The 21,949-nt window shown below is 67.9% G+C and carries 16 protein-coding genes and 1 riboswitch; of the genes, 11 read left to right on the forward strand and 5 right to left on the reverse strand.

Features of this window, described 5'->3' with window-relative positions:
- The first annotated feature begins 27 nt into the window (after positions 1 to 27).
- The 3 genes from ABT352_RS38100 to metE all read left to right on the forward strand — a co-directional run bounded on the left by ABT352_RS38100 (position 28) and on the right by metE (position 4,690).
- Positions 28 to 984, forward strand: a complete 957-nt coding sequence (locus ABT352_RS38100) for a ketopantoate reductase family protein (RefSeq protein ID WP_350949912.1) — start codon at positions 28 to 30, stop codon at positions 982 to 984.
- A 269-nt stretch (positions 985 to 1,253) separates the two neighbouring features.
- Positions 1,254 to 2,075: a hypothetical protein gene (locus ABT352_RS38105; RefSeq protein ID WP_350949913.1), complete on the forward strand. Its 822-nt coding sequence runs from the start codon at positions 1,254 to 1,256 to the stop codon at positions 2,073 to 2,075.
- Positions 2,076 to 2,123: 48 nt separating this feature from the next.
- A riboswitch (cobalamin riboswitch) is annotated at positions 2,124 to 2,336 on the forward strand.
- A 119-nt stretch (positions 2,337 to 2,455) separates the two neighbouring features.
- The gene (gene metE, locus ABT352_RS38110) at positions 2,456 to 4,690 is read left to right on the forward strand and encodes a 5-methyltetrahydropteroyltriglutamate--homocysteine S-methyltransferase (RefSeq protein WP_350949914.1); all 2,235 of its coding nucleotides are present in this window, start codon (positions 2,456 to 2,458) and stop codon (positions 4,688 to 4,690) included.
- Between the two features lie 96 nt (positions 4,691 to 4,786).
- Here the strand turns inward: metE and ABT352_RS38115 are convergent, their stop codons facing one another.
- Together ABT352_RS38115 and ABT352_RS38120 are read right to left on the reverse strand one after the other, a co-directional pair.
- The gene (locus tag ABT352_RS38115; RefSeq protein WP_350949915.1) at positions 4,787 to 5,584 is read right to left on the reverse strand and encodes a hemerythrin domain-containing protein; all 798 of its coding nucleotides are present in this window, start codon (positions 5,582 to 5,584) and stop codon (positions 4,787 to 4,789) included.
- 256 nt (positions 5,585 to 5,840) lie between these two features.
- On the reverse strand, positions 5,841 to 6,065 hold the full coding sequence (locus tag ABT352_RS38120) for a Fe-Mn family superoxide dismutase (protein ID WP_350949956.1): 225 nt from the start codon (positions 6,063 to 6,065) through the stop codon (positions 5,841 to 5,843).
- A gap of 168 nt (positions 6,066 to 6,233) precedes the next feature.
- On the opposite strand from ABT352_RS38120, the gene ABT352_RS38125 reads away from it, so the two are divergent.
- The 4 genes from ABT352_RS38125 (at position 6,234) to ABT352_RS38140 (ending at position 10,066) form a co-directional block, all read left to right on the forward strand.
- The gene (locus tag ABT352_RS38125; protein ID WP_350949916.1) at positions 6,234 to 7,319 is read left to right on the forward strand and encodes an ABC transporter substrate-binding protein; all 1,086 of its coding nucleotides are present in this window, start codon (positions 6,234 to 6,236) and stop codon (positions 7,317 to 7,319) included.
- A gap of 56 nt (positions 7,320 to 7,375) precedes the next feature.
- The gene (locus tag ABT352_RS38130) at positions 7,376 to 8,425 is read left to right on the forward strand and encodes a FecCD family ABC transporter permease (RefSeq protein ID WP_350949917.1); all 1,050 of its coding nucleotides are present in this window, start codon (positions 7,376 to 7,378) and stop codon (positions 8,423 to 8,425) included.
- On the forward strand, positions 8,422 to 9,165 hold the full coding sequence (locus tag ABT352_RS38135) for an ABC transporter ATP-binding protein (RefSeq protein WP_350949918.1): 744 nt from the start codon (positions 8,422 to 8,424) through the stop codon (positions 9,163 to 9,165). Before ABT352_RS38130 ends, ABT352_RS38135 begins: the two co-directional genes overlap by 4 nt.
- A 133-nt stretch (positions 9,166 to 9,298) precedes the next feature.
- Positions 9,299 to 10,066, forward strand: a complete 768-nt coding sequence (locus ABT352_RS38140) for a class I SAM-dependent methyltransferase (protein ID WP_350949919.1) — start codon at positions 9,299 to 9,301, stop codon at positions 10,064 to 10,066.
- A 153-nt stretch (positions 10,067 to 10,219) separates the two neighbouring features.
- Here the strand turns inward: ABT352_RS38140 and ABT352_RS38145 are convergent, their stop codons facing one another.
- Together ABT352_RS38145 and ABT352_RS38150 are read right to left on the reverse strand one after the other, a co-directional pair.
- Positions 10,220 to 10,531 carry a winged helix-turn-helix transcriptional regulator gene (locus ABT352_RS38145; protein WP_350949957.1) on the reverse strand — a complete coding sequence of 104 codons (312 nt, stop codon included), beginning with the start codon at positions 10,529 to 10,531 and terminating at the stop codon, positions 10,220 to 10,222.
- 177 nt (positions 10,532 to 10,708) lie between these two features.
- Positions 10,709 to 11,293, reverse strand: a complete 585-nt coding sequence (locus tag ABT352_RS38150) for a TetR/AcrR family transcriptional regulator (protein ID WP_350949920.1) — start codon at positions 11,291 to 11,293, stop codon at positions 10,709 to 10,711.
- A 131-nt stretch (positions 11,294 to 11,424) separates the two neighbouring features.
- Between ABT352_RS38150 and ABT352_RS38155 the strand changes: the two genes are divergently transcribed.
- The 3 genes from ABT352_RS38155 to ABT352_RS38165 all read left to right on the forward strand — a co-directional run bounded on the left by ABT352_RS38155 (position 11,425) and on the right by ABT352_RS38165 (position 20,278).
- Positions 11,425 to 11,898 (forward strand): nuclear transport factor 2 family protein, encoded by a 474-nt coding sequence (locus tag ABT352_RS38155; protein WP_350949921.1) that lies wholly within the window; start codon positions 11,425 to 11,427, stop codon positions 11,896 to 11,898.
- 101 nt (positions 11,899 to 11,999) lie between these two features.
- Entirely contained in the window at positions 12,000 to 12,881 is an 882-nt protein-coding gene (locus ABT352_RS38160; protein WP_350949922.1) for a hypothetical protein, read from the forward strand.
- Positions 12,882 to 13,606: 725 nt separating this feature from the next.
- Positions 13,607 to 20,278: a LamG-like jellyroll fold domain-containing protein gene (locus tag ABT352_RS38165; RefSeq protein WP_350949923.1), complete on the forward strand. Its 6,672-nt coding sequence runs from the start codon at positions 13,607 to 13,609 to the stop codon at positions 20,276 to 20,278.
- 480 nt (positions 20,279 to 20,758) lie between these two features.
- Here ABT352_RS38165 and ABT352_RS38170 read toward each other — a convergent pair whose 3' ends face one another.
- On the reverse strand, positions 20,759 to 21,142 hold the full coding sequence (locus ABT352_RS38170; protein WP_350949924.1) for a MarR family winged helix-turn-helix transcriptional regulator: 384 nt from the start codon (positions 21,140 to 21,142) through the stop codon (positions 20,759 to 20,761).
- A gap of 262 nt (positions 21,143 to 21,404) precedes the next feature.
- On the opposite strand from ABT352_RS38170, the gene ABT352_RS38175 reads away from it, so the two are divergent.
- Entirely contained in the window at positions 21,405 to 21,830 is a 426-nt protein-coding gene (locus ABT352_RS38175) for a VOC family protein (protein WP_350949958.1), read from the forward strand.
- Positions 21,831 to 21,949 lie beyond the last annotated feature (119 nt).

Consider the following 21,949-nt stretch of genomic DNA (forward strand, 5'->3'; position numbering starts at 1 on the left):
ATTCGATTGTATCCCATGAGGTGCGGCGTGAAGATCCTGATGTTCGGCCGAGGCGTGATCGCCACCATCTACGGCTGGGCCCTGGAGAGGGCCGGCCACGACGTCGAGTTCTACGTCCGGCCCGGACGCGCGGCGACGTACGGCGAAGCGATAGACCTCGACCTGCTCGACGCACGACGGCGGCCGTGGGGAGAACGCGTCGTCGAAAGGTGGCCGGTGCGCTTACGCGAGACGCTGGAGCCCGACCACGACTTCGACCTGATCGTGCTCAGCGTGTCGCACCACCGCCTCGCCGAGGCGGCGGCCTTCCTGACCCCGCGCGTCGGCCGGGCCACGGTGCTGGTCTTCGGCAACATCTGGACCGAACCGCCGGCCGCGATCGGCGACCTCCCCTGCGAGCAGGTCGCCTGGGGCTTTCCCGGCTCCGGCGGCGGCTTCGGCGAAGACGGCGTGCTCCGTGGGACGCTGCTGCCGTCGGTGGTCTTCGGCACCCTCGGCCCGCCCCCGACCGACCGGGAGCGGGCCGTACGCCAGGCGTTTCGCGAGGCCGGACTCCGGCTCAGGGAACAATCCGATTTCCGCGGCTGGTTGTGGATCCATTTCGTGTTCGACGCGGGCCTGCACTCCCAAGGCCTGAGACTGGGCTCGTTGTCCAAGCTGACAGGGGCGACGGGCGACCTGCGCGAGGCACTGCTGGCCATCCGCGAGCTTCTGCCGCTCCTCCAGGCGCGCGGTGTCGACCTGCGACGTCACCGCGGTGTGCTGTCGTTGCGTGCGCCCACCTGGCTGACGGCCCCCGTGCTCGCCTGGCTGACCGCTCATGTCGCGCTCGCGCGCGTGAATTTCGCGGCGCACTCCGATCCCGACGCCGAGGAGCCGCGTGAGGTCTGCCGGGACACCCTGGCCGAAGCACGACGGTTGGGCATCTCGGTACCGCGACTGGAAGCGGCGGAACCGCACTTCGCCCGCGCGATGACGGACTGAGTGAACGGCCACCCATGACAGCGGAGTACGGGCAACCGGCCGCGCTTCACTTCGGCAGGCAACCGGGGCGACCAGGACACGGGCCGGCATCGGCACCACGCCTGCTCCGCAACGGCGAGAGCCCGGTCACAACCGTCCTCCGCCCGCGTAACGGCGCCGGACCGTGCCTTCCGGAGTGCGCCAGGAGACCCAAGTTATTTGACGAACGGACTTCGCCGTACCGGGAGCGGCTGGATGAACCCTTCAGGGCGGCGGAGCGTCCCTTAGGTGTGAAGAAATTGCTTTTGACCATTGCGGTGCTTGCGTCGTTGTGCGCCTGCGGCCAGTCCGGTGCCGGTCCGGCACTCACTGTGGCCGGAAGCGAGACGATCGTGTTGCCGCGGGCCGATCAGCCCAAAGCGCATCGGCCCACCCTGGAGCGGCTCAAGCGAGAGGCAGCGTCGTCGGGTCGGCCTTTGGAGGAGGTCGTCAAGCGGTACGCGACCCGGGTGGCTGCTACCTCGTCGCCCAAGCCGACGGACTTCGAGGGTTACGACCCCGCGGTGACCGACCCGGGCGTGACGATCGACGGCATTCCCTACGCCGAGTTGGTCGACCTTGGGACCATCGCCAGATCGGAGGGCATCTCCTACGAGGAGGCCATCGACCGCTTCGGTTCGCAGTCGTCCAACAGTCAGGTGATCGACAAACTTAATACGGAGTTTCCCGACGAGATCTCCGGCGTCAGGTACGTCGACGACCAGCGAGGGCTGCGCGTCGGCTTCAAGGGGCCCATTCCGACTCGCGCGATCGAGTTGGCCAGGACCCTCCCCGTGGAGGTCACCCTGATCGGCGGCAAGGGATTCTCGGCCGCGGAGCTTCGGCAGGCCCAGGACACGGTCGTGTCCTGGCTCCAATCCCGTCCTGAGGTGGCCACGATGACGACGCACCCAGATGACGAGACCGGCCACGTCAAGGTCACAGTTCAGCCGAAGATGATGCCGGACGATGCGGAGGAGTTCAAGCGTGGGCTTCAGCTCCCGCAAGTGGACAATCCGCACATCACCATCGAGGTCACGCTCTCCGCCGAATCGGTCGCCGTTCGCCCGTAGTGAGCCACCGACGCGCACACGACTGGGCCCGAACGGTGGCCGGGCCGTTAAGCTCTCCGGTGTGGATGGTTCGCCCGTCTCCTTCGGGGGTGGGCGTCGTAAGAGGGAACCCGGTGTGAATCCGGGACTGCCCCGCAGCGGTAAGCAGGAACGACCGCCGTCACAAGCACTGGGCGCGTGCCTGGGAAGCGACGGCCAGTAGGTCATGCCTCAGGCATGGTGCCCGCGAGTCCGAAGACCTGCCTCCGCCCGCGTGCCGCTCGGCGCGCGGTGGTCCGCGGCCTCGTGGGAGGGCCTGGGACGCGCTCGCCGGGGGCCTGCTCCGCGTTGCGTTTCTCTCTCCTGCCTGGCCGCATACTGGCGAGACGAGGGAAGTTGCCATGAGGACGACCGTTTTGGGCTACCCGCGCATCGGCGCGCATCGGGAGCTCAAATTCGCCACCGAGGATTTCTGGGCCGGCACGATCGGCGCCGACGAGCTGGAGGCGACCGCCGCGTCGCTGCGCGGCTCGGTCTGGACCGAGCTGCGTGACGCGGGCCTTGATGCGATCCCGTCGAACACGTTCTCGTTCTACGACCAGGTGCTCGACACCACGGTCATGATCGACGCCGTGCCGGCGCGTTACCGCGACCTCACCGGGCTCGACCGGTACTTCGCGATGGCGCGAGGCACTGCCGAGCTTCCGCCCCTGGAGATGACCAAATGGTTTGACACCAACTACCACTACATCGTCCCCGAGATGGCGTTGGACACCCGGTTCCAGCTCGCCGGAGGCTCGGCCGCCAAGCCCGTGGCCGAGTATCTGGAGGCCAGGAATCTGGGGATCGAGACGCGGCCCGTGCTCGTCGGCCCGCTCACCTATCTCCTGCTGGCCAAGGCCGCGCCGAACTCACCTGAGGGATTCACCCCGCTCGACCTGCTGGACTCCCTGGTGGAGACCTACGCCGAGTTGCTGGAACGGCTGGCGGGCGCGGGCGCGCAATGGGTGCAGTTCGACGAGCCTGCCCTGGCCCGCGACCTCGGGGCCCGGGAGATCGACGCGCTCGGGCGGGCCTACCGGCGGCTTGGCGGCCTGCCCAGCCGTCCGAAGATCCTGCTCGCCACGTACTTCGGCGCCGTCGGTGCGCAGGCGCTGCGGACGATCGCTTCTACCGAGGTCGAGGCGATCGGGCTCGACTTCGTCGCCGGACCCGGCAACCTGGAGGCGGTGGCCTCGGTCGGCGGGCTGGCCCGCAAGACCTTGGTCGCCGGGGTGGTCGACGGCAGGAACGTGTGGCGCGCCGACCCGGCGCGGGTGAAGTCGACGTATGCGGTCCTGCTCGGGTTCGCCGACACGGTGGAGCTGAGCAGTTCCTGTTCACTGCTGCACGTCCCGGTCGACCTCGACAGTGAGGCGGCGCTGGACCCGGCGGTCCGGGCGCGGCTGGCGTTCGCCCGGCAGAAGGTCGCCGAGCTGGTCGGTCTCGCCGCCGACCTGCGCTCCGAGAACCCGTCGGCCGTGAAACCCCCTGTCGTACCGGCCGATCCCGACGTCCGGGCCCGGCTGGAGGCTCTTGGTGACGCGCGGCGGGCCGATCGGGCGGTCCGGTTCGTGGCGCAGCGGGCCAAACTGGGACTGCCCGAGCTGGCCACGACGACGATCGGCTCGTTCCCGCAGACCGCGGAGATCCGCAAGGCCCGCGCGGACCGTAAGGCGGGACGGATCGACGAGAACGCCTACGTCGAGGCGATGCGCACCGAGATCGCCCGCGTGATCACGCTTCAGGAGGAGCTCGGCCTGGACGTGCTCGTCCACGGCGAGCCCGAGCGCAACGACATGGTCCAGTACTTCGCCGAGCGACTCGACGGCTACGCCGCCACCGACCACGGCTGGGTCCAGTCGTACGGTTCCCGCTGCGTGCGCCCGCCGATCCTGCACGGCGACGTCTCACGCCCCGAGCCGATGACGGTGGAGTGGGCCTCCTACGCCCAGTCGCTCACGTCCAGGCCGGTCAAGGGCATGCTCACCGGGCCGGTGACGATGCTGGCCTGGTCGTTCGTCCGCGACGACCAGCCCTTGGCGCAGACCGCCCGCCAGGTGGCCCTCGCGCTCCGGGACGAGATCACGGATCTGGAGGCCGCCGGGATCGGGATCATCCAGGTGGACGAGCCGGCGCTGCGCGAGCTCCTGCCGCTCCGAAAGGACGACCAGGAGGTCTATCTGGCCTGGGCGGTCGGGGCGTTCCGGCTGGCCACCTCCGGCGCCGCCGACTCCACCCAGATCCACACCCACATGTGCTACTCGGAGTTCGGCGAGATCATCAGCCCGATCGCCGACCTGGACGCCGACGTCACCAGCGTCGAGGCCGCCCGCTCCCACATGGAGCTGTTGCCCTACCTGACCGAGGTCGGCTACGCCAACGGCATCGGCCCCGGCGTCTACGACATCCACTCACCGCGCGTCCCGACCGCCGAGGAGATCGAGGACAACCTGCGCAACGCCCTCCAGGCCGTTTCGGCCGACCGTCTGTGGGTCAACCCCGACTGCGGGCTGAAGACCCGCGGCTACCCCGAGACGCGAGCAGCCCTGGCCAACATGGTCGCCGCCGCCCGAGCTGTCCGAGCGGATCTCTGATCAGTGCCGCTTCCCGGCCCGAAGCCCTGCTTCGGGCCGGCGTTCAGGAAGCTTCCTGGCCACACACCGCATGATCGCGTTCAAGTCATCGACAGCTCACCCCCGGGGAGTGAACTGGGCCAGGTCGTAGATGCCGAGGCTCTTCTCGATGTCGGCCACCTGGTTGACGACGCCTGCGAAGCCGGCCGTACCGAAACGGCGGTGTTCCTCGTCTTCGAAGATCTCGCCCAACTCGGCGAACTGCTTGGCGGAGACGACTTCGCGCAGGGCGGGGAAGACGACGGTGTCCTCGCGCGCCTCGTGCGGTTCGTACATGCGGACGAAGGCGGCCATGTCGGCGACCAGGGCGCGGCGGGCCTGGGCGGACGGCGTCGCGACGCCGGTGGTGCCGGTGGCGTTCAGGATGCGGCCGGTCACCGTGCGTCCGCGCCGATGTTGCTGGAGCAGCACCGTGACGGTGCCGGTGAGCTTGCCGGCCTTGACCAGCGGCGGGAAGACGTACTTCTCTTCCAGGCGCTCGTGGTACTCCTCGATGAAGGAGCGGATGAGACCCGCCGAGGCGTGCAGCGCCTGGGCCGGTACGGTTTGGCCGCCGTCGATGCGCCGGATCCCGTCCCGGTAGATGAGCAGGATGCGCTTGAGCACACCGTGCTCGCGCATCAGATCCTCAGGTGGGGTAACGGGTTCGATCTGCTCGGCCGGGGCGGAAGGCGTCGGCGAGGTGGCGTAGGAGACGTTGGTGGTATGCGTCCCGCAAGCCGTCAGCGCCGATCCGCAGACCACCACGACCGGCAGGCCGAGCAACTCGCGCCGGTGCACAGGCGGCCTGTCGGCGCACGTCTGGTCGTCCTGTCCCACCGGCCGCATCCCGAGCCCCCAATTCATCTGCCGCATGCCCGCGCATCACGGGCATGCCCGGGTTCAGGCGATCCGATACGACGAATCGGGTAATGCCTGATCAAGGCCCCGATCAGGGGACGATCTGCCAGGGGCGCATCATCTCGGTGTTCTCGTGGCCCCCATGACGCTCCCAGGAAACCGGGTGATGACGTGGGAGGCGACTATCTGGATGTGCAGGGGGCGGCGCCCGGCCGTCCTGTTGGACCATTCATCAAGGAAGGACGGACGGTCGGGCGCCGCGGTCATGAGGTCAGGCGCCCTTGGCCGCGTCGAAGCGGGCGATGACGTCGTTCCAGTTGATCAGTGACCACAGCTGCTCGACGTAGTCGGGGCGCACGTTGCGGTACTGCAGGTAGTAGGCGTGCTCCCAGGCGTCGAAGACCAGCAGCGGGGTGGTGTTCACACCGACGTTGCCGTGATGGTCGTACACCTGCTCCACCACCAGGCGTCGGCTCAGCGGTTCCCAGGCCAGGATGCCCCAGCCCGATTACCTGTGGGTGTGCCGTGTGCTCCACCTCGCACGGAAGGCCCCTCCGATCATCGCCGACCTAGTGCGACTTGCTGGCAATTGCAACTTATGTGCAGAATGTGGTGCTTTGATGCACAACGATCGTTTGATCTCGAACCTCCGGAGACTCACCACATGAGCCGCCCGCCCCACATCACCCCGACCATCTGGCGGCGACGCGCCACCGAAGGCGGTACCCCGATCATGAGAAGACTGCTCGTCCTGGCAGTCGCTCTGACGCTGACCGCCTGCTCACCGGCTCCCGCCACTCAAGGGACCGGCCAGAAGGCCGAACAGGCGGCGCCGCAGGCCGGTTTCCCGGTCACGGTGGAGAACTGCGGGCGCGAGCTCACGTTCGACAAGCCGCCCGCCAAGGTGGTGACCGGCTACCACCCCTCTCTGGAGACTCTGTTCGCGCTCGGTCTGGGCGATCAGGTCGCCGGGCGCACGAACTTTTCCGAGAGCCCGTTCCTGCCGGGGCAGCAGGAGCAGTACGCCAAGATCCCGGAGATCTCCGGCACGATCATGCTGCCGCAGAAAGAGGTCATGCTCTCCCAGGGCGCGGACTTCGTCCTGGACAACGCGATGGCCGGCTTCGACGCCGCCGGCGGTTACGCCACCGTGGAGGAGCTGGACGCGGCCGGCTCCCCGGTGTACATCCTGGGCGGCTGGTGCAGCCCCGAGGAGGTGCTCGAGTTCACCATCGACGACACCTACACCGACCTGCGCAATCTCGGCGCCATCTTCGGTGTCCCCGACCGCGCCGACGCGCTGATCGCCGAACTTCAGGGCAGGCTCGCCGATGTCACGAAGCGCGTCGCCGGCCGTAGCTCGGTCAAGGTGCTGGCCACCGACGGCGGCAAGGGCCCGGTCAACGCCTACGGCGGCTCGGGCATCACCCACCAGATGATCACCGCCGCCGGCGGGACGAACGTGCTGGCCGACGTCAAGGGCGACTACACCGAGGTCAGCGCCGAGAAGGTCAGCGCCGCCCAGCCCGAGGCCGTCCTGATCAGCGACTATTCCACCCTGCGCGGCGAGGACATGCCAAGCTCACCGGCCAAGGCCGCCGAGGCCTTCGCCATCGCCAAGAACAGCCCCGCGGCCAAGGAGCAGCGCTACCTCGCACTCCCCGTGGCGGCCCAGCACCCCGGCTACCGCAACATCCTGGCCATCGCCGACATCGCCCGCTTCCTGCACCCCGACGCCTTCACCCGGTGACCGGCGCGACCCGGCAGAGCCCGGCACAGACCGGGATCGTGCCGAAAAGGCGCCGCGTGAGCGGGTTTCTCCTGCTCATCGCCGTGCTCGCCGTCGCCGTCGTCGCCTCGACCTGGCTGGCGGTGAGCATCGGCGCGGTGCACGTCGCGCTGCCCCAAGCCTGGGGCATCGTCGCCGACCGTCTCCTGCCCGGCGTCCTGACCGATGGGGGAGCGCGCACCTGGACCCCGGTGCAGGAGCAGATCGTGTGGGAGTTCCGGCTGCCACGCGCGCTGCTGGCACTCCTGGTCGGGGCCGGGCTCTCTGTGGTCGGCGCGGTGCTGCAGGCCCTGGTACGCAACCCGCTGGCCGACCCGTTCCTGCTCGGCATCTCCTCCGGCGCCTCGTTCGGCGCGGTGCTCGTGCTGATCCTGGGCGCCTCGGCGCTGGGCGGGCTGTCACTGTCGGCCGCGGCCTTCGCCGGATCCCTGCTCTCGCTCGCCCTGGTGTACACGCTGGCGCAGCGGTCCGGCCGCCTGTCCCCGTCCCGGCTCGTGCTGGCCGGGGTGGCGCTGGCCTACCTGTTCCAGGCCGCCTACAGCTTCGTCCTGCAGCTGGCCCAGAGCGGCCGGGCCGCACAGCAGGTGCTGTTCTGGCTGATGGGGAGCCTCGGCGGCGCCCGCTGGCACATGCTTCCGTTGCCGGCCGTCGTCCTCGCCGCCGGGGTGACGTACCTGCTGCTGCAGCACCGTCCGCTGAACGCGCTCGCCGCCGGAGAGGAGACGGCCGTCTCGCTCGGCGTGAACGTGCACCGCTTCCGCCTGATTCTGTTCGTGCTGACCTCACTGCTGGTCGGCGTGCTGGTGGCCACCAGCGGCGCGATCGCGTTCGTCGGCCTGATCGTGCCGCACGCCGCCCGGCTGCTGGTGGGCGCCGACCACCGCCGCGTGTTGCCCGTCAGTGCCCTGCTCGGAGCGGTGTTCCTGCAGTTCGTGGACATCGCCGCGCGCACCGTCAACGCGCCGCAGGAACTGGCGCTCAGTATCGTCACCGCCCTGTTCGGCGTGCCGTTCTTCCTGTGGCTGCTGCGCCGCCGCTCCGTGGACCGGGCGGTGAGCGTCACGTGAAACTCGATCTGCGCGGCGTGTCCGTCACACTGGACGGCCACCCGATCGTGCACGAGGCCGACCTGGTGGTGGACGACGGCGAGTTCGTCGGCCTGGTCGGGCCGAACGGTTGCGGCAAGTCCACCCTGCTGCGTTCGATCTACCGGGCGCTGCGCCCCGCCGCCGGGCTCATCACCGTCGACGGTGACGACGTGCACCGGCTGCCCGCCCGCCAGGCCGCCCGTCGCACCGCCGTGGTCGCCCAGGAGACCCCGTCCGACCTCGACTTCACGGTGGCCGAGATCGTCTTCATGGGCCGCACCCCCTACAGGGCCGACGCCGCCGGCGACGAGGAGCTGTGCGCGCGGGCGCTGGAGCGCGTCGGCCTGGCCGGCGCCACCGAGCGGATCTTCGCCACCCTGTCCGGCGGGGAGAAACAACGCGTCCTGCTCGCCCGCGCCCTGGCCCAGCAGACCCGCCTGCTGCTGCTGGACGAGCCCACCTCCCACCTCGACATCCGCCACCAGCTGGAGATCCTGCATCTGGTGCGCGAGCTGGGCATCGCCACCCTCGCCGTGCTGCACGACCTCAACCAGGCCGCCGCCTTCTGTGACCGCCTCTACGTGATGAACGCCGGCCGCATCGTGGCCGACGGGCCGCCCGAGCAGGTCCTCACCCCGGACCTGATCTGTCAGGTGTACGGCGTGCGCGCCGTACACCGAACCCAGCTCGTCTTCGAGCGGCTCAAGGAGGAGCGGTGATTCCCTGACCGCCGCCCCTGTCGCCGTTCATCCGGGTGGCGCCGCGTGTCCTTGCCGCCGTTCAGCACGGCCATCTACGTGGGACTCTCCAGCAACATCGCTTGAGCGCCGTCGGGGGACTATCGTGCTCAGCGTGTCCGATCGCGCGCTGAGCTTCGGAATGATGGCGCAAGCCTACGAACGGTTCCGGCCGGGATATCCCGAGGAGCTTTTCGACACGGTAGCGGCGTACGCCGCCCGGCCGTTGAGGACCGCCCTCGAAATCGGTGCCGGCACGGGCAAGGCGACCCGCCTGTTCGCCGAGCGAGGGGTCGCGGTGACCGCGACCGAGCCCGATGAGGCCATGCTCACCGAGCTGCGCAAGCACGTACCGGCACATGTCAGGACCGTGCGAGCCGCGTTCGAGGATCTGCGGCCGGGGGAGAGATACGACCTGGTCTACGCGGCCGCGGCATTGCATTGGACGAGCCCGGAGGATCGGTGGTCACGGATGGCTTCGCTGGTGGAGCCGGGCGGAGTGGTCGCCTCGTTCGGCGGGCCGATCGAGCCGGCCGACCCGGCCGTGGCGCGCACCGTCCGCGCGGCACGGGCACCGTTCCTGGCGAGAGATGATGTCCCGTCCCCGGATGGGACACCTCCGGAGGCGGAGATGCAGTGGCCGGGCACCGAGCTTCAACGGTCCGAATGGTTCACCGATGTCCGGCAAGCCGTGATCGAACGCCGCTTCACGCTGACCGCCGACGCTTACATCGGCCACCTCTCGACCGTCTCGGCCTATCTCGTCCTGCCGGACGCGGAGCGCGAGCAGGTGTTTCGCCAGATCAGGAGGGTTCTACCGGAGACGGTCGAGATCACCGCCGACGTCACCGTTCACCTCGCACGCCGCCGCTACGAACCGTAGCCGGAGTCTGAGGTGATCGATTCCAAGCGCAGAGATCATGATCGGCGGTGAGGACAACCGGTGGAGCCGCAGGTGATGCGTCATCCAGCTTGAAAAGCTGAAGTGCCAGGCCAATGGGGAGAACCGAATTCGGTCGGTTCTCCCTGCGGCGCGTCAGGCTTCACGTGCATCTAATATTTCCGGCATGTGTGCCTGTGACCAGGCGCAGCAGGCGGCCATGGGTTCGTGAAGCGTCCGGCCGAGTGAGGTCAGCTCGTATTCGACTCGCGGGGGCATCTCAGGGTAGACGGTGCGTTCGATCGCGCGGAGCGTCTCCGTAAGCACCTTCGGTGTAATTCCACGCAGTGGGATCTGCAATTCCGAGAAACGCCGAGGTCCGGATTCAAGGCACCGGATTATTCGCCCCGTCCATTTATCGCCGATTCGGATGAGAGGGACCTCCGAGGCGCGGCACCCCGCGAACATGTCTGGATCGAGTGGCTGTCTCACGAAGAGAGCCTACGTGGGGGCGGACCAAGTAAGCCAGAAAGGGGCAGACCGCAGGTCAGAGGCCCTATCGATGCATGGTCGGTGACCATTTGCGCTGGCTTGGTTGCGATTCAGCGAACAACGAGGCATGTTGTGATCATCTGTCGCTACTTGTCATCGCCGTAGTTGTGGGAGATCAGGGCCGGGATGCGTGTGCATCAGGAGGCACGCAGCGTCTCGTGCCTGGTGTGCGATTTCGGGTGTGCCGAAGATCGCTGCGGTGGTGATCGCTCCTTCGGCGAGGAGCGCGAGCTGATCGGCCAGTTTGGCGGGCCGCCCAGATGCCTTCACGAGCCGGGCGAGGTAGTCGTGGAAGGCCCTCTTGTGCTGCTGGGCCTGCTCGGCGACCTCGGGCGAGACGGCGCCCAACTCGCCGAAGGAGTTGATGAAGGCGCATCCGCGGTAATCCGGCTCACAGAACCACTTGTGCAGCCAGTCGAACACCGCGGCGATCCGCTCCTCGGGCGTCGGCTGCGCCTCGACGTAGTCGGCGAGAGCCCGCTGCCACCGTGAATCCCGCTGCTGCAGGAATTCCAGCACGAGCGCTTCCTTGGAGGGGAACAGCTGGTAGAGGCGCTTGAGAGACACCCCGGAGGCGTTGCGTACCGCATCCATCCCGACCGCCTGGATGCCCCGGCTGTAGAACAGCTCCTGGGCTGCGTCGAGCACCCGTTCCCGTGCCGCTTCCCGATCCACCATCTGTGCCCCCTTGCGCGGAGAACCGACGTTCTCTACTCTAGCAAGTAGTTGAGAGAACGAACGTTCTCCGATGTTTCCAGGGCTCACCGGACCTGCGGTGAGTCCCCGGAGTTCGAAGGAGTTGAGTCGACATGGCTGACACGACCCGCCCGCCGGTGCCACCGTTCACCCGGGAGACGGCCATCGAGAAGGTCCGATTGGCCGAGGACGCGTGGAACACCCGCGACCCACAGAAGGTGTCGCTGGGCTACACGGTGGACTCCCGCTGGCGCAACCGCTCGGAGTTCGCCACGGGCCGAGACGAGATCGTCGCGTTGCTGACCCGCAAGTGGAACACCGAGCTCGACTACCGGCTGATCAAGGAGCTGTGGGCCTACGACGGCAACCGCATCGCCGTGCGCTTCGCCTACGAGCACCGCGACGATGCCGGGAACTGGTACCGCTCCTACGGCAACGAGAACTGGGAATACGACGAGCACGGCCTGATGCACACCCGCCACGCCTCCATCAACACCCTCCCCATCGCCGAATCCGAGCGCAAGTACTTCTGGCCGCTGGGCCGCCGTCCCGACGACCACCCCGGCCTCAGCGATCTCGGCTTCTGAGGGCGCCTTCTCGGCAACCACCGAAAACCGTACAGTCCCACGGACCGCTGAGTGGCGGTCTGAACGTGTGAGTCCCGCCGATCACCGAGGACGCCGGGCGGGTGCTGCTCGTCAAGCCCGCCGACGATGGGGTGGAGGAACCCGCGGGCAGCCATTCACACCGACAAAGGGCCTGGTTCACCGGCAGCGCCAGCGACCCGCTGCCGCCATGCGATGACCCGCGCCGGCGCACCTTCAACCTCGACATGGTCGCCTCCGGCTGGGCCGCGACCTTCCTCATCTACCCCTCTCTGCCCTCAACGGCCGACCTGACGTTGCTGGTCGCCGACGCCGAGACCGCCTGGGCCGAAAAACGCGGAGTGTGGGCGCAGTTCGGCGAGGATCTGCTGCTGGGCTATGAGTACCGAGCCTGCATCAAACTCGGCGCCCGCGACCTGCCCGACGGCCCGGCCGCCACGATCGGGCAGGCGTTTCAGCGGGTGTGTGTGGACCTGCGCACCCTGGCCGAGGTCGGCCTCTACGGCTACCACCAGGTGCCCCCGCGCAGCGGCTGTGGATCTGGACCACCGATCTGGACCAGGCCCGCCGCGACCTGCCCATCACTTCCTGACCTCACCCACCTTGGGCGCAACCGCCCCTTGCCAACATGGGCCGGGGGATCAGGTTGGTTCTGGCGGCGGAGGTTCGGTTACTGGGTCCGCCGGCGCCGTGCTGGTTTCGGCGGGGACGGCCGGCCTTGGGTCCTGGGCTGGGTCACTCGTCGAGGAACGGGTCAAGAGAGCGGCCATGACGATGACCAGGACGGCGGCCGCGCTGATGTCAATCGCTGCTGCCGCGGTCCTGCGGGAGTGAGTACGCACCCGGATTCGCCGACCGCTAGACAGCCTGCGCATGTGGGACCTAACCGGTCGTTTGCCCATTCCCAGACCGTACGAAGGCGTGTAGGCACTGACCAGGTGACGGTTTGGCGTGTGGCGGCGTGATAACGGATCTTCGTCGCGCTCCAGGGCGCCAGTCGATGCCGGTCCACGGTGGCCTCGACGGTTGTGCCGTGCGCGGGCGCACTGCCCGTCGACGGAACGGGTATCGGCGAGGCGCAAATTACGGCAGGTGGACAATCCCTTATTTCGGACTGACCGAGGCGCAGTGAAACCATCAGAAAACGCACATCAAAACAGCTGTCTCTGCTGCATGATATCGGCCGCGACCCACAGAGGAAAGGGTCAGGTAATATTTCTGGCGACAGTTGAGATAGTAAGGATCGAGAGTCGGCGATGCGGAAATCGCAGCCACGCCGAAAATCGGCACAACATACCGAAACCGTCTGTTGTTATTTGCCACGCAATGTGATGTCTTAGTTGATGGTTCGTGTTGGGCAGGTGGTATCGGCGGGATGTGCATCGCTGTCGCCTAAGACGCGCCTCAGTCCTACGGAGAGAGGAAGTCGAACTGGGGGTGGCGCTGTCTGTCTAGGTGATGAGGTAGAAGCTCTACGGCGCCGCCGGGCATGGGTCGTACACGTCGGCTCACGGCGCCGACGTGTGATATTTGAGCCGTTGTTGCGCACCCCCTTGACGGGCGCGCAAATCTAATTCTTTCGCGTGCGCATGTTCACGCACGCATTCAATCCGGCCGCATCACGTTTTGTTTTGTGGTGCGCGGATGTCTTCACGTGTTTCTCGGGCGTCAATGGTCAGGAGTTTTCTTCGTGCACGACAAAAACCTGGTGAAGGTCTACAAGGACCGCGAGTACACCTCCACGACAATGGTCCGCCACGACGGCATGGTCGTCGCCTTCGCGGTGGGGGCCGACCGGCGTATCTACTACAGCGTGCTGAGCCTGGACCAGGCCGACCGGGCGCGGGGAGCACTGGATGCGGCCTACTGGAACAGCGACCCGGGACTTCTGCCCTTCCCCACCGAGATGGTCGAGGTGAGCACGGAGACGCCGCTGACGGCGGTCATGCCGACGGTGAAGAGGCGCGGCTCGGTGGAGGCATCGTTCTCGGAGAAGCTGCTGCCGGGAGAGGACGACCCGTTCCTGTCGACGACGGCTCGGCTGACCTCTACCTTCCCCATCCAGGTGCTCTCCGACGGCCGGCACATCCTGGTGTTTCGCCAGTCGGTCGCGGCCGGTGACTCGGGGTCGGTGTACAAGACGACCGGGGGCCTGTGGTCGGGGGACTCGGCGCGCAAGGACTACACCCTGGTCGGCGAGGCCAAGGTCGCCGCAGCCGACTCCGCGTTGCTGTGCGACCGGTTCGTGCTGGTCGGCGCCGAACTCAAACCGGTCGTAGAGGCGCGCTACCAGCGCAGCCGCAGCCGAATCGCCCCCGCTTCGGGCGGAGACACACTCGGCACCCGCGACATGGAGGGGCGGCTGTTTTACGAGCCGACCCTGAAGCTGTCGTTCGCGGGCAAGCTCAGCGGCGGGATCTTCTCGGTGTTGTCGCTGCCGACCGCGATCTCGGGGTTCTCGCGCTGGCAGATCTTCACCGCCGACGACGCCGGCCTCCTGCACAGCTACAACCTGGAGCAAAGTCCCGAAGGGCTGTTCAACGTCGCCGGCACCCAGCTCTACACCAGTCCCGACCCCAAATTCGCCAGCTCAGTGCTGGAGCGGGCCCCGGGCATCGACTCCCACACCGGGAAACTGCTGGTGCCGGTGCGCCCACCGCAGAACCGGGGAGGCACCGCGCTGCGATTCGACAACACGGCCAGCGCCCCGGTCATCGCGGGGAGGACCTCTACGGCGGTGACCGCCGGGCCGTACACGATGGAAGCCTGGATCAAGCCCGCCACCGCCACCACCACCGGGCTCATCGTGGGCCGCACCGACACGACCGGCTTGGCCACCCCGGCCTATTTGAGTCTGAAGGCCGACGGCAAGCTGCTGTTCGGCCACGGCTCTCAGACTCTCACCTCCACCTCGGCGGTGCCGATGGGCGTCTACTCGCATGTGGCGGCGGTCTTCGACGGATCGCAGATGCAACTGTTCCTGGACGGCGTGGCCGTGGGGACCCTCGCCACGGCCACGAAAGTCGAGGTCACCGCCCAGCTCATGGTCGGCAAACGGGTCGTTTCTGGCCCGGCACAGGCTGATCCCTTTAACGGGCACATCGACGAGGTGCGGATCTGGACGCTTTCCCGCGGTGATTTCTCGGCGCGGGGGCAACGGCCGGCCGGCACGGAGGCCGGGCTGTATGCCTACTTTCCCTTCGACGAGGGCTCGGGCACCAAGGTGCACGACCGCGGTGTCAACAAGTTCGAGGGCACGTTCGAGGCCGGTCCGGTGTGGACGGATTCGGACGCACCGTTGTTCGACGGCCCGGGGGTGAGCCGCCAGTCGTTCTCGATCACCGGGCGCAAGGTGGTCTGCGGTCTGACCGCGACCCTGTACTACCAGCAGCAACCAGCGGTGACGGGATACGGCCACACGCCGTCGCCGGAGAAGGGGCAGGCGCGGGTACTGCTGGCCTTCGCCACCTCGGGGCCGCCGCCGACGGGTGAGCCGACCGGCCGCTCCTACGTCGCGACCCTGGACTTCGCACTGTCGCGGGAGGGGAGACTGGCCACGGCGCCGGGAGTGATCGATCTGACCTGGATCGGCGTGCCCGACCCCACCAAGGACAGCGACAAGCTGCGGGCCGCCCAGGAGGCCGTCACCACGGCCCGCGGTCAGCTCTACAACGACCAGGTGCTCGCTGCGCGGCTCGCGGGCACCAGGGCGCGGTTGGCCCAGATCGATCACGAGCTGTACGACGGAGGCGCCATCAGCTTGTACACGCTCAACCGGACCATCGTTGGCCCGGCCCGCGACTGGGGCGGCCACCGGGAGAGGGAGAGAAATCTCTTCGCCGAGGCGGCCGTCCTGAATCCGGAAGCTGATCGCCAGTTCGAGGCCCAGAAGCGACTCGGTGCGGACAAGGCGGCCTTGGAGACGGCTCTCAACGCGCAGGCCACGCTGACCGGGGCGCTGCTCGGTGCGGCCGAGGCGGTCTTGGCGATGCCCAAGGTGTGCATCGACCGCTCGGGCCTGACCGTGCTGGGTGCCCTGTTGTCGGTCGCCTGGACAAGTCACGCCCCCGCGCTGCTGGACAGCTCCACCGGTGAGGTGGCGCTGTACTTCCGTGGCGGGGAGGGCCAGTTCTTCGCCGTCTACTACGCGACCACCATTTCCCCCGCTGTCAAGGAGATCGCCATGACGGGCGGCACGTTGCGCCTGTCCGGCCGCGATGTGGCGATGAAACTGGCCGACTTCGACGTGAAGGTGACCGCGACCGGGACCGGCATGTGCAAGGTGGAGGTGAGCCGGGGTACGACGGTCGAGACGTTTCCCTCGGTACCCGACCGGGCCGACCTCCTGGCCGCGGTGCTGAACGGCTCGGCACGAGGATCGGACCTGGGGACGGTCTTGTCGGTCCAGGACAAGACCGTGACGCTGGCCGAGCCGCTGACGACCACGCTGACGGCGGGCTCGGTCATCACGGTGGGCGGGGACAGCCGCACGGTCGCAGGCGGGCAGTCGGGGTCGGCGCAGATCACCCTCACCACCGGCAACCTCACCGCCGGCACGGGCGCCAAGGTCCGCATCGCAGCCTACGATTACACGCTGGCCTCGTGCAACGTGGCCGGCATGTCGCCGGCTCACGGCTCGCTGCTCATCAGCGCCTACGCCGGGTCTCTCACCGCGTCGGTGCCCGCGGGAACCGCGTCCAATCTCAGCGAACCGCTGGGGCCGCGCTGGCACGGTGACGCGCCGGGACGGGCGTTCTCCTTTGACGCCGCCCAAAAGCACCGTCTGGAACTGACGAGTACGGCGAACATCTCCGCCCTGGCCGCGGCCGGGAACCTGACGCTTGAGGCCTGGGCCAAGCCGACGTTCGTCGACGGCTTGGACACCATCTTGCACACCGATGTCGGCGACACCTGGTACGCGCTGGGGGTGGAGCACGGCACCCGGACCAACGGGGAGTCCGGCTACGTCATCAACGCGAACATCAACAAGCAGGTCTTCCGCAGCTCCGAGGTGTTCCCCCTGGCCGAATGGGCGCATCTGGCGGTTTCGTTCGAGCAGGACTGGGCGATCCAGATGGACGGCACCGGCCACCTCAACGCCGGCGGCCCGGGCGGCCTGGACCTCGTGGACGACCTGACCATCGAGGCGTTCGTCAAACTCGACTCCATCGGCGCCAAGCAGGGACTGGTCGGCAAAGGCACGTTCGGCGCCGGCAACCACACCGCCGTCCCCTACTGCCTGTATGTGGACACCGACGGTCGCCTCGCCTTCACCTTCGAACCCGGCTCCGGCTCGGACGCGGCGAAGGTCTACAAGTCGACGACGGCCCTGACGGCGGGCACTTTCAACAAGGTCGCCGTCACCCGCAAGAACCCGACGGGTACCACGACCGAGGTGGAGATCTGTTTCTTCATCAACGGCAAGAAGGTCGGCGACTCGCAGTGGTACGGCGGCGCCAAGCCCGTGGGCAACGACGCGCCGGCCGAGCTGGGCCGGATGATGGTGGGCAAGACGGCCTCCGGTCTGAAGGGCGCGCTGTCGGAGGTGCGGATCTGGACCGTCGTCAGGAACGGCGACCAGATCGGCGTGCCGATCACCGCCAAGGCCTCCGGCCTGACCGCGTGGTGGACCTTCCCTGAGAGCAAGGGCTCCCAGACCCAGGACCTGTGCGGCTCCTACCCGGCCACGCTGCACGCGGTGACCCGCGTCCGCACCCCCGACCCCGACGGGAACCGGTTCACCTTCTACCGCAACGGCAGCCCCGTCCCCTCGGGGAAGACGATCTCGACGACGTCGAGCGTGGTGCGGCCCACCTCCTCGCGCTCGGTGGTGGCCGACGGGTTCACCGGTGACCTGGACGAGATCCGGGTGTGGCGCACCGCCCGCACCCAGGAGCAGATCCTGGACAACATGTTCGGCCGCGTCCGCGGCGACCGCCAGGATCTGCTGGCCTACTATCCCTTCGATGCCGATGACACCGTGGCCGGGGTGGTGGTGAAGGACGCCGGCCTGAGTGGCCATCACCTGACCCAGTCGAGTCCGCCCCCCAAGATCGTGCTGTCCACCGCGCCGATCTCCACCGACACCGCCCAGGTCCGCTCCGCGCTGACCGGTATCCGCACCGCCTTCCACACCTTGATCGCAGCCACCCCGGCCGCCACCGAATACGGCGACATCCAGCGCCTCACCGACGATTCGCTCATCGGGGTGCTGAAACGGGCCTACACCTACCTGCAGGCCGACAAATCGTGGGTGCTCAACACCGGGTACAAGGTCGGTGAGCTGACCACCACCTGGGTGGGCCAGGCCCAGTTCGACCCGCAACTGATCGGCTACATCGAAGGCGCCCCGCCGATCCCGTCGGAGAACCTCATCGCCGGCACCGCCGGCGACTACAAGGGCGCCTCCTCAGTCGCCTTCGTCCAGGCCGACAACGTCGTCAACGCCCTGTCGTCGAACAAGAACAACAGCATCGACACGTCCGCGAAGGTGAAATTCGAGATAGCGACCGCCCAGAGCATCTGGACCGTCGCCGCCCCCCTGGGCGCCGGTACGGCACAACCCCTGGCCGAAGCCACCTTGGATCTCGGGCTCAACATCGAACTCAAGTACGCCAACACCTGGAGCAACGAGACCAAGGTCTCCCAAGGCACCAACACCACCCGTACCAGCAAGGTGGAGGTCACCGGCGGCTGGGAGGACCCCGACCCGACCAAGCAGGTCAACCCCACCGCCGGGCGACGCTGGGTGCCGGCCAACACCGGATTCGCCGTGGTGCAGTCCGAGACCGCCGACCTGTACGCGCTGCGCCTGGTCCACAGCGGCGCCCTGGTCGCCTACCGGATGTTGCCCAGCCCCGACATCCCCCGCGACTGGAACCTGATCCCCTTCCCGATCAACCCCCGCTACACCAAGCAGGGCACCCTGGACGGCGTCGTCGGCTACGCCAAGCACGAGACGGCCCCAGGACTGCGTGCCTTCCCCGACCCGCACTTCCCCAAGGCGGGCCAGGGGGAGCGCGGCGAGTTCAGCTATTACCGGCCGGTGGAGGCCTACCGGATCAAGAAGCGGATCCAGCGCGAACAGCAGCAGCTGCAGGGCTTCTACGAATCGGTGTCCACCGAGACCCACGCCCCCGACCCTACCCACGGCCAGGCGGCCAAGGTACTGAACGGCATGATGGGCGGCACCGGCGCCGAAATCGCCCAGGGCGGCAACCCCGAGGCCGGACGCGCGGCCACCCGGGCCGCCTCACGCCGCAACATCGTCAACACCTACGTGTGGACAGCCGCCGGCGGGTTCTTCGCCGAGACCACCGGCACCACCGACCAGGTCACCGAGACCACGGCCGGCTCCTTCACCTTCACCGCCGCCATCGGCTGGAGCGAAGTCGGGGGCTTCGCGATTGGCAACGTCGGCGCCAAGTTCGGTTTCGAGTCCACCACGACCACCGGCTACAGCGTCACCCGCAGCAAATCCAAGGACGCCACCCGCACCTTCAGCCTGGACGTCACCTGCGCCCCCGGCAACCAGTTACAAAAACACAACGGCGACATTCCGGTGTTCGACGCCGACGGCAAACCGATCCTGGTGCCCGGTCGCGTCGACGCCTACCGCTTCATGACCCTCTATCTCGACACCACCACCGACAACTTCGAGGACTTCTACGGCAAGGTCATCGACCCCGAATGGCTGGACCGCGGCAAGGACCCCAACGCGCTGGCGCTCAAGCGCGCCCAGCAATCCGATCGCAAACCCCCCTGCTGGCGCATCATGCACCGCGTCACCTTCGTCAGCCGCGTCCTGGACACCGCCACCACCACCCCGTCCCTGGCCCAAGCCATGGGCGCCCTCGGCATCACCAGCGATTATGGGCTCATCCACCGCCTGCAGCCCTACCTGACCGGCGCCACCGGCGACTTCAACGCGTTGAGCGGGGCAGCCAAAACCGCTCTGGCCACACACTTCGCCAGCCTTGTCCCCTACGCCGAGACCATCGTGGGCCGCCTGGCGGCCTACTACAGCCTCCCCTCCGACGCCCCTGCCCTCACGCCCGCCGCACCGGCGCCCATGAGCACCCTGACCAGCACCACCAAGTCCGTCGCCAAGGGGACGAACTTCACCGTCCACTACTCCACCCCGGCCGGCACCGTCAGCGCCAAGAACTGGGTCGGCCTGTATCCGGTCGACAAGAAGCCCTCGGAGGTGGAGGCCCTCGCCTGGGGATATGCCCCTGGGGCCGACGGCACCATCGCCATTCCCACCACCGCCCTGCCCGGCCCGGGCACCTACGCGGCCTGGTACCTCCACAACGACGGCTACACCGCCCTGACAGGCGTACTCATGTTCACCGTGACATGACCCATCGTCACTGACGAGCTACCTGCGGCGCCGGGCGACCTCGCCCGGCGCCGCAGGACCGATTCGACACACCTTGCCTACATTGGAAAACGTCCCAGCTGACGTGGCAGACACCCAACGGCTCATGTAGATCACCTGGCATAGTCGTGCGCCGGTCAGGGGCGTCGTCGAATGAAACGTCGAAGACCTCGACCTGGAGAACCGCAAAGCGCCACTGACGTCCAAGGGCGGCGACATCGAATGGGTGTACTGGGATGCCGGCACCGCCCGCCTCCTGCCTCCCTCGGTGGTCTCAACGAGACCGGCTGATCGTGGGTCCGCCCAGTCGGCACAGCCACCCACCCCGATGTTTCCCAGCCCCTTGGCCCAGACCGGACACCGCCGCTTCGGGCGACCATACGCGGCAGGTCGTAGGCGCCGACCTGGCTGATGGCCGGGAAACCTCCGTGAGCCGTCACCGTCGACGTGGGCGGTTTCGCGTCAGGTGTGCATCCGCCTGCCCAGGGCGGTCTCGTAGGCACGCATCGTCCGTACAATCGTGGCGCGCTCGGCCGGTGTGAGGTCGGCCAGGACCTCGGCCCACGCCAGCGCGCTGCCCGCCAGCCACTCGCGGATCGGCTCGGCGTACTCCGGTGCGATCGCGACGACCCGCCGCCGGTCGGCGTCGTCCTCCTCCCGTGTCAGGACACCGCGTCGAGACAGGTCGCCGACCATGAGGCTGATGGTCGTGGGAGCGACCTCCAGTCGTTCCGCCAGGCGGTTCACCGTGCTGGGGCCGTCGTACTGCAGGTAGGCGAGCAGCGACAGGTGACGGGGGCGAGATCGGAGGTGTGATCGTCGACGGCTGATCCCGTTCTCGCACATCGAGGCGGTCGCACGTCACTCTCCTTCGCGTCAGGGCGGCTCCGGCCGACGCGCCTTCCCGCTCCGCGAGCGGTTCACGAAGATGCAGAGAATATGGCTCGTCGCGGCCGAATCCGGCGTGACCGAGATGATCCGCGCCAGGGCGATCGAACTCGGTACGTTACCGGATGTCGAGAATGTGGTGCCGGCTCCGTCCCAGGTACACCGGTGGCCACAACGGACCGCCCAGCGAAGAAGGAGAACCAGCATGGCGATTCAGCGGATGGACAACGTCGGCATCGTCGTCGACGACCTCGAGGCCGCGATCGCGTTCTTCGTGGAACTCGGCATGGAGCTGGAAAGCGAGGCGCAGATCGAAGGCCTCTGGGCGGACCGTACCGTCGGACTCGACGGTATCCGGAGCGACATCGCGATGATGCGGACCCCGGACGGTCACAACAAACTGGAGCTGATGAAGTACCACGCCCCCGCGGCGATCAGCGCCGGGCCGCAGAACCCGCCGCCCAACACGCTGGGCCTGCATCGGGTCATGTTCGCCGTCGACGACATCGACGACACCGTCGCCCGCCTGCGCGCCCACGGCGCCGAACTCCTCGGAGATCTGGTGCGCTACGAGAACATCTACCTGCTCTGCTACCTCCGCGGCCCCGGGGGGATCATCGTCGCGCTGGCCGAGCAGATCGGCTGACAGCTCCCGGGGCGACCCGCGACCAACCGGAACGATCCGCCGGATGGACCGAGAACGACAGCGAAGAGGGCGGCCGGGCAACACACGATCGCTCGCGTGGGATGGATCTCCCACGCCTC

The sequence above is a fragment of the Streptosporangium sp. NPDC000563 genome (genome assembly GCF_040299985.1).
Classification (GTDB): domain Bacteria; phylum Actinomycetota; class Actinomycetes; order Streptosporangiales; family Streptosporangiaceae; genus Streptosporangium.

What these genes read in the sequence shown, in the direction of transcription:
- ABT352_RS38125 (WP_350949916.1), top strand. Translation starts at nt 6,234, where the DNA reads ATGAGCCGCCCGCCCCACATCACCCCGACCATCTGGCGGCGACGCGCC.
- ABT352_RS38115 (WP_350949915.1), bottom strand. Translation starts at nt 5,584, where the DNA reads ATGCGGCAGATGAATTGGGGGCTCGGGATGCGGCCGGTGGGACAGGAC.
- ABT352_RS38145 (WP_350949957.1), bottom strand. Translation starts at nt 10,531, where the DNA reads ATGTTCGCGGGGTGCCGCGCCTCGGAGGTCCCTCTCATCCGAATCGGC.
- ABT352_RS38170 (WP_350949924.1), bottom strand. Translation starts at nt 21,142, where the DNA reads ATGTGCGAGAACGGGATCAGCCGTCGACGATCACACCTCCGATCTCGC.
- metE (WP_350949914.1), top strand. Translation starts at nt 2,456, where the DNA reads ATGAGGACGACCGTTTTGGGCTACCCGCGCATCGGCGCGCATCGGGAG.
- ABT352_RS38175 (WP_350949958.1), top strand. Translation starts at nt 21,405, where the DNA reads ATGGACAACGTCGGCATCGTCGTCGACGACCTCGAGGCCGCGATCGCG.
- ABT352_RS38150 (WP_350949920.1), bottom strand. Translation starts at nt 11,293, where the DNA reads ATGGTGGATCGGGAAGCGGCACGGGAACGGGTGCTCGACGCAGCCCAG.
- ABT352_RS38155 (WP_350949921.1), top strand. Translation starts at nt 11,425, where the DNA reads ATGGCTGACACGACCCGCCCGCCGGTGCCACCGTTCACCCGGGAGACG.